Source organism: Thiohalobacter sp., from assembly GCF_027000115.1.
GTDB lineage: Bacteria > Pseudomonadota > Gammaproteobacteria > Thiohalobacterales > Thiohalobacteraceae > JALTON01.
Genome location: NZ_JALTON010000042.1, coordinates 1 through 13,597, shown reverse-complemented (window position 1 = coordinate 13,597; position 13,597 = coordinate 1). Strand labels below are relative to the sequence as shown.

At 65.3% G+C, this 13,597-nt stretch carries 11 protein-coding genes and 2 pseudogenes; 7 read left to right on the top strand and 6 right to left on the bottom strand.

The window, feature by feature from the left end; all coding sequences use genetic code 11:
- A partial coding sequence (locus MVF76_RS13055) for an IS3 family transposase (protein WP_411293544.1) occupies positions 1-109 on the top strand: 109 nt, incomplete at its 5' end.
- 202 nt (positions 110-311) lie between these two features.
- On the opposite strand, the pseudogene MVF76_RS07830 reads toward MVF76_RS13055, so the two are convergent.
- Positions 312-1,143: pseudogene (locus MVF76_RS07830) on the bottom strand (IS3 family transposase); the annotation flags it as partial.
- 304 nt (positions 1,144-1,447) lie between these two features.
- Here MVF76_RS07830 and MVF76_RS07825 point away from each other — a divergent pair.
- The 6 genes from MVF76_RS07825 to MVF76_RS07800 all read left to right on the top strand — a co-directional run bounded on the left by MVF76_RS07825 (position 1,448) and on the right by MVF76_RS07800 (position 7,285).
- The gene (locus tag MVF76_RS07825; protein WP_297528251.1) at positions 1,448-2,383 is read left to right on the top strand and encodes a metallophosphoesterase; all 936 of its coding nucleotides are present in this window, start codon (positions 1,448-1,450) and stop codon (positions 2,381-2,383) included.
- 355 nt (positions 2,384-2,738) lie between these two features.
- Complete coding sequence (locus MVF76_RS07820; protein WP_297528250.1) at positions 2,739-3,590, top strand: hypothetical protein; 852 nt, start codon at positions 2,739-2,741, stop codon at positions 3,588-3,590.
- A 12-nt stretch (positions 3,591-3,602) separates the two neighbouring features.
- Complete coding sequence (locus MVF76_RS07815; protein WP_297528249.1) at positions 3,603-4,169, top strand: hypothetical protein; 567 nt, start codon at positions 3,603-3,605, stop codon at positions 4,167-4,169.
- Positions 4,114-4,704: a TlpA family protein disulfide reductase gene (locus MVF76_RS07810; RefSeq protein ID WP_297528248.1), complete on the top strand. Its 591-nt coding sequence runs from the start codon at positions 4,114-4,116 to the stop codon at positions 4,702-4,704. Before MVF76_RS07815 ends, MVF76_RS07810 begins: the two co-directional genes overlap by 56 nt.
- A gap of 97 nt (positions 4,705-4,801) precedes the next feature.
- Entirely contained in the window at positions 4,802-5,977 is a 1,176-nt protein-coding gene (locus tag MVF76_RS07805; RefSeq protein ID WP_297528247.1) for an HD-GYP domain-containing protein, read from the top strand.
- A 261-nt stretch (positions 5,978-6,238) separates the two neighbouring features.
- Positions 6,239-7,285, top strand: coding sequence for a sigma-54 interaction domain-containing protein (locus tag MVF76_RS07800; RefSeq protein ID WP_297528246.1), 1,047 nt, complete (start codon positions 6,239-6,241; stop codon positions 7,283-7,285).
- Between the two features lie 7 nt (positions 7,286-7,292).
- Here MVF76_RS07800 and MVF76_RS07795 read toward each other — a convergent pair whose 3' ends face one another.
- The 5 genes and pseudogenes from MVF76_RS07795 to MVF76_RS07775 all read right to left on the bottom strand — a co-directional run.
- A complete protein-coding gene (locus MVF76_RS07795) occupies positions 7,293-11,642 on the bottom strand; it encodes a S8 family serine peptidase (RefSeq protein ID WP_297528245.1) in 4,350 nt (1,449 codons plus the stop codon).
- A 46-nt stretch (positions 11,643-11,688) separates the two neighbouring features.
- On the bottom strand, positions 11,689-12,018 hold the full coding sequence (locus MVF76_RS07790) for a hypothetical protein (protein WP_297528244.1): 330 nt from the start codon (positions 12,016-12,018) through the stop codon (positions 11,689-11,691).
- 26 nt (positions 12,019-12,044) lie between these two features.
- Complete coding sequence (locus MVF76_RS07785; protein ID WP_297528243.1) at positions 12,045-12,869, bottom strand: hypothetical protein; 825 nt, start codon at positions 12,867-12,869, stop codon at positions 12,045-12,047.
- Positions 12,866-13,342 (bottom strand): hypothetical protein, encoded by a 477-nt coding sequence (locus MVF76_RS07780; RefSeq protein ID WP_297528242.1) that lies wholly within the window; start codon positions 13,340-13,342, stop codon positions 12,866-12,868. Before MVF76_RS07780 ends, MVF76_RS07785 begins: the two co-directional genes overlap by 4 nt.
- 22 nt (positions 13,343-13,364) lie before the next feature.
- Positions 13,365-13,597, bottom strand: a pseudogene (locus MVF76_RS07775) (hypothetical protein); the annotation flags it as partial.

The window sequence follows — 13,597 nt, the reverse complement described above, 5'->3', positions numbered from 1 at the left end:
CGATTACATCGAGATGTTCTACAACCGCCGTCGCAAGCACGGCTACAATGACATGCTCTCGCCGGTGGAGTACGAGAAAAGATATTTTATGAAGCTCGAGAGTGTCTAGAGAACCCGGGGCGATTCAGAGCGCCGGAGCATCCGGACGGTGACGCCCCGCTGCTAAAACGTGGTTGCAACTGGATCGAAGCTTTGATCAGACCGCTTTGCGGTGCCAGTGTGCTAGAAGGAAGACAAGGGCCGCTGGCAGATGGCCAGCCCGGCCGCGCTGGAATTGTTCGGGCTGGACGAAACCGGTCGCTCAGGCAGTCGCTCTGGAACTCCGGGACATTGTCCACCCGCAGCACGTCAGGTATCCGCTCCTGCTCCTTCAACCGCTCCAGAACTCGAACAACCCGCGGTGCGCGAAGTGATGTATCGATCTCAATGGCCAGCACCTCCCGGTTATAGTCGTCAATCACGTTGAAGGTTCGAAACCGGGTACAGTGGTATAGCGTGTCGCTCATGAAGTCGGCGGATCAGACCTGGTCTGTCCGCTCCGGCACGAACAGGGGCTCACGCACCCTTTCCGGTAGCCGCCGTTTCGTCCGCCGCGGCTGATTCAAGCCCAATGCGCAATACACCAGGTAAACCCGCTAGTGATTCCAGGAGTAACCCTGGGTACGCAACCGATCGTGATACTTCCAGAAGCCCCAGCGGGGATGTGCTTCGACCAAGGCATTCAGGGTATCAATCACCTCAGCATCCCTCTCCTGCCAGTTCAGCGGGGTTTGATACCAAGCCGCTCGAGACAGCCCCACACAGCGACAACCCCGTTCAATCGAAAGTCCGTGCTGTTCCACCAGATACGCCGCCGCCTCGCGTTTTTCAGGCGGCGTCAGAGCTTTTTTCGATCAGAGCCTTCATAGCCCGGTTTTCAAGCGCCAGATCAGCGTACATGCGCTTGAGCCGGGCATTCTCGGTCTCCAGCTCCTTCATGCGCTTCAATTTCGACACCCCCATGCCACCGTACTTGGCTTTCCAGTTGTAGGACGTGGCATCCGAAATCCCATGCTTGCGGCAGATATCCTTTACCTTCATCCCGGCATCCGCTTCCCTAAGGATCGCGACGATCTGGCTTTCTGTGAATCGTGACTTCTTCATCTGAACCTCCTGATGTAATTTTGCCAGAAAGCTCTACTTTTCACCTGTCTGAAATCCGGGGAAGCTTACGGCGCCATCCTGCTGTTCTCCCGCTCTGGCTTTCTCCCGGGCCGATATTCTCTGAGCTGCCCATTTCCGCATTTCCGGGGAGTATCCCTTCTTCGCGTTCATGACTCTAACCTCTCAAGAATCAGAGTCTCCGGGAAAAGTGGACCGGTTCAGCTTGTTGACTACAGGGTTATGGAACTGTCAGGGTACGCGTGTCAGAGGCCGGTCTGGGATTCGGGGATCCGGGTAAACCACCATGTACGATCTCATCGGCGATATCCATGGCTGCGCTGAAACCCTGGCGGCACTGCTCGAGCGCCTGGGTTACCCGCAGCGTGACGGGGTACATGCCCATCCCGCACGGCGGGTGATTTTCCTGGTCGATTTCATCGACCGCGGTCTCCTGCAGCGCGAGGTGATCGACATCGTCCGCCCGATGATAAAGAGCGGACGGGTACTGGCTGTCATGGGCAACCACGAATTCAATGCCATCGCCTATGCCACGCCGAGGGCGGACGGCGGTGGCCATTTGCGTCCGCATGACGAGAAGAACCGTCGGCAGCATGCAGCCTTTCTCGACGCCTGGGCGGAGGATCCGGCCGGATATCGCGAGCTCATCGACTGGTTCCGAACATTGCCGCTGTGGCTGGATCTCGGCAGGTTGCGGGTAGTGCATGCCTGCTGGGACACGAATTTCATCGAGCGTATTGCCCGGACCCAGGCAGGCGAGGCAGCTCTGTCCGACGAACTGCTGCGGGATGCCAGCACCCCCGGACACTGGGCCTTCGAGGCCGTCGAGACCCTGCTCAAGGGGCGAGAGATACCGCTGCCGCCCGGGCATGCCTTCCACGACAAGGATGGCAACCTCCGTCATCGCATTCGCGTGCGCTGGTGGGACCGGGATGTGGACACCTATCGGGGCGCCTTCCTGGGTCCGCCCGCAGCACTGACCCACATCCCGGATGACCCCATCGAAGGGGATCACCTGATTGAGTACCCAGCGGACGCACCACCGCTGTTCATCGGCCACTACTGGATGGAAGGACGGCCAGCACCCCTTGCGCCCAACATCGCCTGTCTCGATTACAGTGTTGCGCGCCCCGGTGGACATCTCGTTGCCTACCGGTGGGACGGGGAAGAGTCGCTGGACCGGACGCGGTTTGTGGTGCAGAGGCGGTTGGAGGCAGACTGAGGCGGATATGGCCAGAGGGCACCAGCGCCTGTGGGTGTCCCGGGTCCTGCCCAATGTCGGATGAAAATCATCTCACGAAAGCCGCTGCCTGCCACCAGTCCCTGTTCCTTTCGTATCTGAAGTCCCCGATCGATGTCGAGCTGCCGGATCCGGCGCCCTCCGGGAATGAGCTGTTGAAGGCGTGCATGATTGCGGCGGGCCAGGGGTATTGCCGGATTTGTTAGGCGTTTCAGCGGCCGCAGGCGAGCTGAGGGTTCCCGGCTGGCAGCTGCCGGATGCGCGGCGTATCCTCGGAGCACGGAGGAAGGATCATCGTCAGGCAACAGCCGGGCCGACCGGCCCGAAGGAGACCGCCATGGCCAGGGAAGTCGTCGTGATTCCGGTACACGGGATGGGGGACACGGATCGGGACTTTGATCAGGCGCTGAAACGCGAAATCCGTGACGAGCTGTCGAACGCGGAATGGCAGAAGGTGCACTGGCAGCCGATCTACTACCAGCCGGTGCTGCAGGACAACCAGCGTCGGGTGTTCCGCGACATGCGTCGCGCCGAGGAGCTGGACGGCATCAGACTGCGCAAGTTCCTGCTCTACAGCTTTTCAGATGCCGCGGGGCTGGAACATCATGCGGCGAGCCCTGGCAGCCCCTACGAGCAGGCACAGCAGATCATATTCCAGGCGCTGGAGGATGCCTTCCAGAGCATCGGGGGCCAGCTGAAGCCAGTGGTGCTGATTGCGCAGTCGTTGGGTGGGCAGCTGATGTCGAACTACATCTGGGACGCGCAGAAGGCCGGTGGCGCCCGTTACGGTGTATGGAAGAACGGCAATCCTCTGGGCCATGCGCGCAACACGGTGCCGGATCGCTTTCACCGGCTGAAGACGCTGCGCTTCTTCATCACCACCGGCTGCAACATTCCGGTGTTCGTGGCCGGCTTTGCGCGCAACCGCATCCTGCCGGTGAAGCACAACAGCAGTGGCTACAGCTTCCAGTGGTTCAATTATTTTGACGAGGATGACGTGCTGGGCTGGCCGCTGCAGCCGCTGAGCCCGCAGTACCGGGCGGCGGTGCGCGACGTGCCGGTCAACGCCGGCGGCAACATCTGGGGGCATCTGTTCAAATCCTGGAATCTGTTCAGTCATACCCAGTACTGGACCGATCGCGAGGTCATCGAGCCGGTGGCCGGGTATATACGGTCGCTGATTCCCTGAGGGAGGAACACAATGCGGCGCGAGGTTGTGACGGGCATGGTGCTGGGTCTGTTGCTGGCCACCGGCTGCAGCAGCCCGCCCGTGCAGCGGGAGACGGATCCGCGCACCGGCATCGAGCGGGTGTCGGTCGAACACCGGGGATTCGCGCTGCGGCTTGCGCCGCTCAATCCGGATTTCGTAGTGGCGGTGTTCATGGCCCGGGGTCTCCCACGCGAGGTGGCCGAGGAGACGCGGCGTTACTGCACCTTCGGCACCATCATTCGCAATACCGGTGACCAGCCGCTGAGCTATCGGCTGAGCGACTGGCGATTCGTGACACCCGATGGCCAGGTGCATCGCATCCGCACCAAGACCGACTGGCTGCGGGAATGGGCACGCAAGGGCGTGCCCTTCCGCTGGCTGCTGCTGCACGAGGCACAGACCTACCAGCCGGGCGATTGGGGACAGGGCTTTACGACCGTCCCGCGCCCGCCCGGCAGCCGCTTCGATCTGTACTACAGCTGGACGCAGGGGGACGTCAGACATGAAGGCCGAATCCGCAATGTACAGTGCGCACCTGCGCAGCTACCCGAGCCCTGAGGCCGCGCGTCGCTGGCTGCTGCTGGCCCTGTGGCTGCTGGCCGGGCCGGCGCTGGCCGCGCTGGGCCACGCGCTTTCGCCGCTGCCCGAACCGGTACCGGCGCCGGACTTCGAGCTGGAGGACATGGACGGCAACCGGCATCGTCTTTCCGACCTGCGCGGCAAGGTCGTCATGCTCAACTTCTGGGCCACCTGGTGCGGGCCCTGCCGCGAGGAACTGCCGTCGCTGGAGGCGTTGTACCGCGATCTCCGCGACCAGGGCTTCGAGGTGCTGGCCATCAACCAGTGGGAAACGCCGGACCATGTGTTTTCCTACATGGGCCAGATCGACGTGTTCCCGACCTTCCCCATCCTCTTCGATCGCGATAGCCGGGTCTCGGAGCTGTATGGCATCCGCGGCCTGCCCACCACGCTGGTGGTTGATCCGGAGGGGCGGGTCGTCTACCGGGCCATCGGTGGCCGCAATTTCGATCATCCCGAGGTGCGGGGGCTGATCCGGCGGCTTCTGGGCAGGTCTCCGGCCACAGACAACTGAATCCGTCATGTCGGCCAGGGGGTCCTGGGGTTGGATAAAGTGTCGGGCCTTCCAGCCGATATTCTGAGGGGAGCCTGCCGAAGAAGAGGGATCTTCCATGATCAAGCAGATCAGCACCAGCGAACTGCGGGTTGGCATGTATATACACGATCTCGACTGCAGTTGGCTGGATCATCCCTTTGCCGTCAGCAAGTTCCTGATCAAGGATCCGAAGACCATCCAGAAGATCGCCAGTGCGGGCATCCGCAGGGTGGCGATCGACACCGACAAGGGTCGGGACGTCGAGCAGGTGGCGGCGCCCGAGATGCCGGCGGCCAACCAGCCGGCCCCGGAGCGCCGGCCGCTGCGGGTGTCGGCCCGGGAAGAGGGGCCGCGGGCGGCGGCGCTGTTCCGCGAGGCGACCAGTGTCATCAAGAATCTGATGGAGGACGCGCGTCTCGGCAAACAGGTGGAGATGCAGACGCTGGATCCGCTGGCCGAGCGCATGGTGCAGTCGGTGTTCCGCAGCCCGCACGCGCTGTCCGGTATCTCCCGCATCAAGACCAAGGACGAGTACACCTTCATGCACTGTGTCAGCGTGGCCGGGCTGATGACCACCTTCGCGCGCGAGATGGGCCTGGACGAGGACACCATTCATCAGGTCGCGATCGGCGGCATGGTGCATGACATCGGCAAGACCTTGGTGCCCGACGAGGTGCTGAACAAGCCCGGCAAGCTGGAGGGCGGCGAGTGGGCGGTGATGAAACGCCATGTGGAGTTCAGCGGCGAGTTGCTGAAGGCGCATCTCGGCCTGAGCCAGGTGGCGATCGACGTGACCATGCTGCATCACGAGCGCATGGACGGCACCGGCTACCCGAAGGGGCTCAAGGGCGACGAGATCAGCCTGATCGGGCAGATGTCGGCCATCGTCGATGTCTATGACGCCCTGACCTCGGTGCGGGTCTACAAGGAGGCCTGGGAGCCCAGCGTGACCCTGAAGAAGCTGATGGAATGGAGCCCCGACCACTTCAACCCGGAGCTGGTGCAGCGCTTCATCAAGTGCCTGGGGATCTACCCCATCGGTTCGCTGGTGGAGCTGGAATCCGGTCGTGTCGGCATTGTCATCGAGCAGGGCGAGGACGTCCTGCGCCCCTGCCTGAAGATCATCTACAATGCCCGCAAATGCTGCTACACCAGGGTTCAGGAGCTGGACCTGGCGCGCGAGAAATCGGACCGCATCGTCGCCGCGCGCTCGCCGAAGGATTTCGGCATCGACATGACGGCCTTTCTCTGATCGTCGAGTTACTGGCGCTCCCCTGTCAGCCCAGGGCTACAGACCCCATGGTCAGATTCCGACCCCACACGGTGCCACTTGCGATGGCTCCCGTGAACCCGCTGCTGTACTGTTGCGCCTCCCCGCGGGTCCCGTGATGTCGTTCACGGCCCCGGGGCGCGGATCAGGATAGATTCGCGGGTCCGGCAACCTGCCGGCCTTGCAGGGAAGGCCGAACCGGTGGCAGTTCATCGCACCGGTCCGGCGACAGGGAGGTGGATCATGTCGAAAGAGGATCCATCGGTCGACGGCCCGCAGCCAGCCGACGACAGAGCAGCGGCCGCGGGCCGCGAACTCGAGGCGCTGGGTCTGATCGGCCGCTCGCCGCGCCTGCTGCAGGTGCTGCGCCAGCTCAAGCTCTTTGCGCGTGCCAAGGCACCGATTCTCATCCTTGGCGAAACCGGCACCGGCAAGGAGCTGGCCGCGCGCGCCCTGCATTATCTCGGCCCGAGGCGGGCGCGGCCTTTCGTGCCGGTGAACTGTGCTTCCTTCCCCGACGCCCTGGTGGAGAGCGAGCTGTTCGGCTATCGCCGTGGCGCCTTTACCGACGCCAAGGAGAACAGCCGGGGTCTGGTAGCCGAAGCCGAGGGCGGGACCCTGTTCCTGGACGAGATCGACAGCCTGTCGCTCAAGGCGCAGGGCACCCTGCTGCGGTTCCTTCAGGAGCGCGTCTACCGTCCAGTGGGTGCCAGTCGCGAGGTGGCTTCGGATGTCGCTTTGATCGCCGCGACCAACCGTGACCTCGTCGCCTGCGTCGCCGGGGGTGACTTCCGCCAGGATCTCTACTATCGCCTCGATGTCGCGCGCGTCATGTTGCCGCCCCTGCGCGAGCGTACCGGCGACATCGCGCTGCTGGCACGACATTTTCTGGAACGCTTCGCGGAGATGTACGGCAGCGGCCCCCGACGGTTCAGTGTCGCCGCGCTGGCCTGGATGGAGGCGCAGCGCTGGCCCGGCAACGTGCGCGAGCTGGAGAACTTCGTGCACCGCGAGTTTCTCAAGGCCACCGGAGAATGCATCGAGCCAGAGACGGTCGTCACCGAAGGCGAACAATCGGAGGGCCTCGCCGTGGAAGACTACAACACCGCGCGCCGCCGGGTGATGACGGCCTTCGAAGTCGACTATGTGCGGCGGCTGCTGGAGATCACCGGCGGCAACGTGACCCGCGCAGCCGAGCTGGCCGGAAAGGAACGCCGGGCCTTCGGTCGACTGGTCAAGAAGCACGGCATCGATCGTGGCGAGTTCGGATCGCGTGCCCTGTCCGGCTGAGCGGCCGTCAGGGACGCCTTCGGAAATAGGCCTCGGTCGCACGACGGGCATCGCCGATGCGGGCAGACAAGACCCTCGCCGGTGGATTGAAGTCCGTGGTCTCCAGCCCGTCGGTCTTCAGCGTGATCATGCGGTTGGCCAGCCCGGTGCTTGCCGCCTGGTTGGTCTCGCCCGACCCCATCAGGCCGAGGTCGACCACGTAGCGCTCCAGAAAGGCCGACAGGCTGTCGATGCGGACCCTTCCCGGCACACCGAGACGCAGTCCAAGGGTGCGTGGATCCCGGCCGGGCTGGTCGAAGGCGCGCAGCGGCAGATTGTTCCAGAGACCGCCATCGACCCACAGTCCCTGGAAGGCGCCGGCATTGCGGCCCCGGGTGATGCGCGTGGCCTCGGTCCGGCCGATGCGCACCGGCTTGTAGATGAACGGCAGGCCCATGGAGATGCGCACGGCATCGGCCACTGGCATGTCGGGCGTGGTGGCGGCGGAGAAGAACTCGGTGCGCCCGGTTTCGAGGTTCGAGCCGGTGAGCACCAGGCGGATGTTGAAGTGTCGCAGGTGGTCGGCAAAGGTCATGTTGCGCCGGCCGCCGCTGCGCTGGGCGATCAGGCTGTCGGCGAACTGGCGGGCACGGCAGCCGCTGAACAGGCCGAAGTCCTCGATCAGGTTGATCAGATAGAACAGGGCGGCCGGCGACAGCAGCTTGTCGTGGGCATCCCCGGGCCGCAAGGAGGGGTTCACGGCGCGTTGATGCAGTTCGCGCCGCAGCCGGGATACGGCGTCCCGTGCCAGGGTCGCAGGATCCAGACGGCTGCTGAGCCGGCTCGCCGCGTCCGGAATGGCGGCATCCAGCAGTCCGCGCAACAGGCCTTCCAGCGGGGTGAACAGATGCCGGTCGATGACACTGTTGCGCGGCGCGTTGCGGCAACTGCTCAGCTGCGGCAGCTTGCGCGGGTCGGCCGGCAGGTCGAAGAACTCGTTGAAGCGGACCCGGCCCGGGCCGCGCAGCAGGGCATCCAGCGCACGGGCGTCGAGACCGAGCGACAGCGCGAGTGCGGTGATGGCGCCGGCCGAGGAGCCGGAGATGCCACGCAGGCTGGTCAGCCGCCCGCCGCTGTAGCGCAGCACCCCCAGCGACTCCAGGGCCTGGATGGCACCCAGATACACCATGCCCTTGCCGCCGCCGCCCTCCAGTGCCAGATGGCGGACCTGGTTGGCGGCGAGCCGCGTGATGCGGGCCAGGTTTTCCGCGGCGGTGACCACTTCCGGCCCGGTGTTGGCCTCCGTTTCGCCAATGACGAAGCCTCCGCGTGGCAGGCGGCTGCGTACCTGGCGCGCGGGTGCGACCTCGCTGACATCCACCCAGTGACTGAGCAGCAGCAGCGGGATGTCGTCCAGTACCTCACGGCGCGTGGCCTGGCCCCAGCGGTTGGCGGTGCCGAAGCGCACCACGCGGGTATCCCATTGCCGGAAGACCGGGTAACCATAGAGGGTGCGAATGGTGCCGGCAGGCGCCGCGGCGATGGTCCACTGGATGGTCTGCGAGCGGGTATAGGCGCGGGTGAAAGTGCGATTGTGTACCACCTCGCGCGACAGTTCGCGCGCCAGGCTCTGGCTCCACTGGAATGAACGGGTCTGCGAACTGCTGACGGTGGAGGACAGGCCGGCCTCGAATATCTTTTCTATGCCGATGCTGAAGCTGCTGGATACCTCGCTGCCGACAGTGGTCGAGGTGCCCCGGGTGGTGGACTGCTCGGTGCGGGTGCTGGCCGTGACCCCGACCTGCTGGCCCTGGCTGGTGGACACGGAAGTGCTGAGGGTGCCACTCACGGTCACGGGCGTGCGGTCGTTGCGCTTGAACCACTTGCCGCGTACCGGCACCCAGAAGTGTGGCTTGTGCGCGGGCTGGTTCAGGTGTACTTCACCGGCGGCAGTGGCACTGCGCAGCAGGAACTCGACGGGGCGCATGAGAAAGAAGCTCAGCGCATGCCGGTTGTAGTAGGGCGTGGAGCCCTCGTACCAGTGGTACTCGACCTCCATCCGGCAGCGGGGAAAGTCGGGGTCGTAGGCCTGTTCCAGCAGGTCGCGACGGATCAGCAGCTCGCGCGTGATCTCGCCATTGGGGCTCACACCGGGCGCCTGGGCCACGAAGTAGTCCGCATCCAGCCGTCGCCTGCCCTCGTGGCTGCCGGGGATCGGGATGGTGCGCCAGCTGCCGTCCGACTGCTGGCTGCTGAAGCGCCACTTGATGGTGGCGTTGCGCAGGGAGCGGGAGGTCAGGTTGCGGATTCTCAACCGGAAGTGGGCGCGGCCGGTGTCGGGATTCCCGGTTACCAGATAGTAGAGCCGCGGTACGTTGTTGCTGCCGGGCACCAGCGTCAGGTCCACCCACTCGAGCTGCGCATGGTCGCGGACCAGGCGTGGTGGCACGGCTTCCGGGGCTGCGGGTGCCGGCAGGGCAGCGATGTCCTCGGCCAGCGACAGGGCCTCGCGCGGGACGGGCATTCGGGGCAGGGCGTGGGCGGGCATGGGTGATTCCTCCTTGAATCGTGGTGCGGATGTTCGGGGCGGGTGTCGAACCAGCGCCCTGCGTTGTCGGGCGAGCACAGCTTCGACGGCGGCACGGGCGTCGATGAAGCCCGCACCCAGGCGCCAGCGGTCCCGGGCCCGGATACGCTTCGGGCGACGCGCGGTGCGTTGCAGGATGTCGCGGATGGTCCCGGCGTCGAGCCGTTCCGGCAGGGCGGCCTGCATCATCAGCGCGACCACACCGGCACAGTGCGGTGCGGCCATGCTGGTGCCGCGTTTGACCACATAGCCGTTGCCATGCCGCTGGCCGAACAGGTCGACCCAGCTCGAGCCGGCGGCCTGGATGCCGTCCCCGGGTGCGCACAGAACGGGCACCTGGCGGCCGTCGCGGCTGGGGCCTGAGCTGCTGAACTCGCCCAGTCGACGCTGCGGGTCACGCGGATCGTAGGCGCCACAGGCCAGCGTGAGCCGGCCGCTGGCGATGGTGCCGATGGTGGTCAGGGGATCGGCATCTTCGGCAGTGAAGCGGGACTGCGATCGCAGGCCGGCGCGTTCGATCCAGGCATGGAAGCGGCCATCGGTGGCCTGAAGTGCTTCCAGTTCCACCCGCCACACCCCGCTGCGCGCCGGCGCGTGCAGGAACAGGTTGATCATGTTGTCATGGTTGTTGGGGTCGTCGAGGCGGGAAAAGGCGGAGGCCACCAGGCGGCCCTGATGCCGAAGCACGCGTGACTGGCCCGGGTCGACGCTGGCTACGCGGCGGCCGCCGGGTTCGATCAGGGTGGCCCGAAGCCGGTCGCGACCGCTGTACCAGATCTCCAGTTCCGGCGTCTCGCGGCGAAAGGGCGGGACTTCCCAGCGCAGTACACGACGCTGGCCCTGGCGCAGGCGACCGCTCGCATGAAGGCGGGCGTTGTAGTAGTTGCCGGTGCTCATGCAGATGGCGCGGCCCGGTTTCTCGCGCAGGGCTGCGTCCAGCGCACGCTCGACGGGTGATGTCCCGTCCTTGGCATCGCCCGTGCGTCCCAAGCTCATGTTGATGACCACGGGCCGGTCTCCGGCGCGCTGCAGGACATAGTCCACCGCCTCCAGCACCCGCGCGCTGTCGCCCAGCGTATCCGTGGGGGCGGTGTCTGGACTGGCCAGGTGCACGAATATCAGATCGGCAGCCGGCGCGACGCCGGGCAGGCGGCCGTTGCCGGCGGCGATAGAAAGCACATGGGTGCCATGGGTTCCGACGCCGGTGGGATCGATCTCGGCCGGGTCGTAGCCCAGGGCGGCATACGGGTCGGTCGCGCCCAGCGCGCGGTCGAGATCCTCGCGGCGATACTCACGACCATAGCCCCAGGGCTTGGGGCTGCGCTGTGAGGGTCCGCCGCGCTGGTCCCACAGGTACAGCACCCTGGATTGTCCGCGGGAATCCAGAAACGCCTCGTGGGCCCAGTCGAGCCCCCAGTCGAGCACCGCGACGATCACGCCGCGTCCATCCAGCGGCGGCCGTGACAGCGCAGCCAGATGGCGCCGGTCGGCATGGATGTCCGGTACCGAGCGTGCCAGATCGCCCACGAACAGGCCCGAGGCCTTGAGGCTGGCGACCGCAGGGTGCTGCCGCAGCGCGACAATGCGGCCCATCGGTACCCGTGCGGTCACTACCTCGCCGAGCCGGGCCACCACCCGGACCTCGGGTGGCAGGTCCGCCCCCGCATCCGCCAGACGAATGACCACCGCGACCGGTTCCTGCGCAGCCTCGGCGGTGTCGCCCAGATGGTGCCCGGTCCGCCGCAGCAGCAGTTCCTTGAGCGCCGGATCGAACTGGGGTTCGTGAGTCATTGCGGAAAGCAGGGTCCGGGGCGACTTCCGTCGCCCCGGTGTCGGCCTACTTGACCACTTCCTCGACCAGTGACTTCAGGTTGAGTCGACGGATGGTCGGCAGCTTCTTCAGGTCATTCTCGGTGAGCGCGTTCTTGTTCGTCGAGCTCAGCATCTGCTTTGCCTCGCCGAATTCGCGAAGCAGTGTCGCACCGAGCATCGCCTGCTCACGGTGGAACTGCTGCACCACGTTCTGTGCCGAGAAGGCACTCAGTGCAACCCGCGTGTTGTCGTTCATGCGGACCATGTTGGGCAGGACGAGCTGGAAGATCTCGTCGCGGCTTTCCTGCGGCGCCGACATGGCGACCATGAAGGGGAGCAGCTTGCTTGCGTTCATGATGTATCTCCTGGTTCGTTGGACGATCAACCGGCATTCATGGTCATCATCATGACCATCATCAGCATGCTGTCGTCATCGCCACCACTGTCGGACAGCAGCAGGGGCAGGAACATCATGGCCGGATTGCTCTGCGGGGGATTGTCCGGCGCCGGGCCGTTGCCATGGGTGTGGTTGGCCAGCGAGCTGTTGATGCCTTGTATCTGCATCATGGAAATCATCAGGTTCATCATGTTCGAGGAGCTCTGATCTTCCTTCAGCTTCTTTAGGTCGCGCTTGTGGCGTCTGGCCAGGCGGGTGACACGCGTGTTGGCAGTGCCGGCCAGTGCCAGCGCCTGGGCCGCTTTCTTGTCGGTGCGCGCAAGATCCTTCTGGGTGCGATTGATGCGCGCATTGAGCTGGTTGTCGCGGCGATTGAGCCGGGCGATGTCCCGTCGGTGCACGGACAGGGGTGTGACCGTGCGCGGCAGGCGAATGCGGGCAACGCCGCGCGGTGTGCGGATGATGCCGCCACGAATGCCGCCCCGGCTGACCACTGGCGTGAACCGCCGGAACTTGCGCGGGCGCCGGGAACGCGGCCGCAACAGGCGGCTGATGCCCTTTACCGCACCGCCGACCAGGCCGGGTATGGCCATACCCAGCAGGGGGGCGAGGAATTCGGCTTCCTCGCTTTCGTCATCGTCGTCGTCGATGAATTCGGCATCTTCCTCGTCATCGTCGTCGTCGAACTCGGCGAGGGTTTCCAGTGCCTCATTGTCATCCTCGTCATCGATGTCTTCGATGAGGTCCTCGCCATACAGGGCGATATCCTCGGCCATGAGGTCCTCGCCGGACAGTGCTTCCATGTTCATGGTGTTTCTCCTTGCTGTGGGGTTGGATCGGTCCTTGTGATGTGGGTGCTGGCAGGCTGGCGCAGCCGGGCCAGTGCCGGGCGGATCCAGTCGGCCAGCGCGGGGTCTGGCGTGTCATGGCCGGGCCCGGCCTCGCCCTGGCAGTGGATGCAGGCGGGGTTCTGACCGAGACAGGCCGGGCAAGCGCCAAGCAGCGCACCGAGATCGGCAATGAATTCCGCGGCCAGCTTCACCTGGCGGCGCAGGGCACGGTTCAGTCGCCGCATTTCGGTCAGGCGTTCGCGCAACTGCACTGCTTCGGATTGCAGTCGGGCGATGTCGATGACTTCTTCGTCGTCATCTTCATCATCGGCCTGGCGGCGCTCGCGCGAGGCCATGCGTTCCTGGAGCAGCTGCAGCATCAGCCGGGTCATGTCGTTGCCCTGGCCTCCGGCCATGCCGCCAGCCAGAAGTCGCGCCATCTGTTCGTCCATGGGGTCAGGCTCCCTGTCCGTGTCAGTCATCTGTGAATTCGTCCTCGTCCCCGGGGGCGGTCATGCCCTCTTCGTCGCCGCCGATGGCTTCGTCCTCCTGCCAGTCATATGCCTCGTCGGGCGCGAGGGCCTCGACGTCGTGCCACAGGGCCTCGATGTCCAGCGCTTCGTCGCCCTCCAGGGCCTCGCCGGGCCGTGGACAGACGCAGGATTGCGCGGCTGGCGGTGGCTGTCGGGGCGGGGGCGGTGGTGCCG

Bases quoted from the DNA above. Each gene is read 5' to 3' on its own strand.
- MVF76_RS07805 (WP_297528247.1), top strand. From the start codon at position 4,802: ATGATCAAGCAGATCAGCACCAGCGAACTGCGGGTTGGCATGTATATA.
- MVF76_RS07790 (WP_297528244.1), bottom strand. From the start codon at position 12,018: ATGAACGCAAGCAAGCTGCTCCCCTTCATGGTCGCCATGTCGGCGCCG.
- MVF76_RS07795 (WP_297528245.1), bottom strand. From the start codon at position 11,642: ATGACTCACGAACCCCAGTTCGATCCGGCGCTCAAGGAACTGCTGCTG.
- MVF76_RS07785 (WP_297528243.1), bottom strand. From the start codon at position 12,869: ATGAACATGGAAGCACTGTCCGGCGAGGACCTCATGGCCGAGGATATC.
- MVF76_RS07810 (WP_297528248.1), top strand. From the start codon at position 4,114: ATGAAGGCCGAATCCGCAATGTACAGTGCGCACCTGCGCAGCTACCCG.
- MVF76_RS07815 (WP_297528249.1), top strand. From the start codon at position 3,603: ATGCGGCGCGAGGTTGTGACGGGCATGGTGCTGGGTCTGTTGCTGGCC.
- MVF76_RS07800 (WP_297528246.1), top strand. From the start codon at position 6,239: ATGTCGAAAGAGGATCCATCGGTCGACGGCCCGCAGCCAGCCGACGAC.
- MVF76_RS07825 (WP_297528251.1), top strand. From the start codon at position 1,448: ATGTACGATCTCATCGGCGATATCCATGGCTGCGCTGAAACCCTGGCG.
- MVF76_RS07780 (WP_297528242.1), bottom strand. From the start codon at position 13,342: ATGGACGAACAGATGGCGCGACTTCTGGCTGGCGGCATGGCCGGAGGC.
- MVF76_RS07820 (WP_297528250.1), top strand. From the start codon at position 2,739: ATGGCCAGGGAAGTCGTCGTGATTCCGGTACACGGGATGGGGGACACG.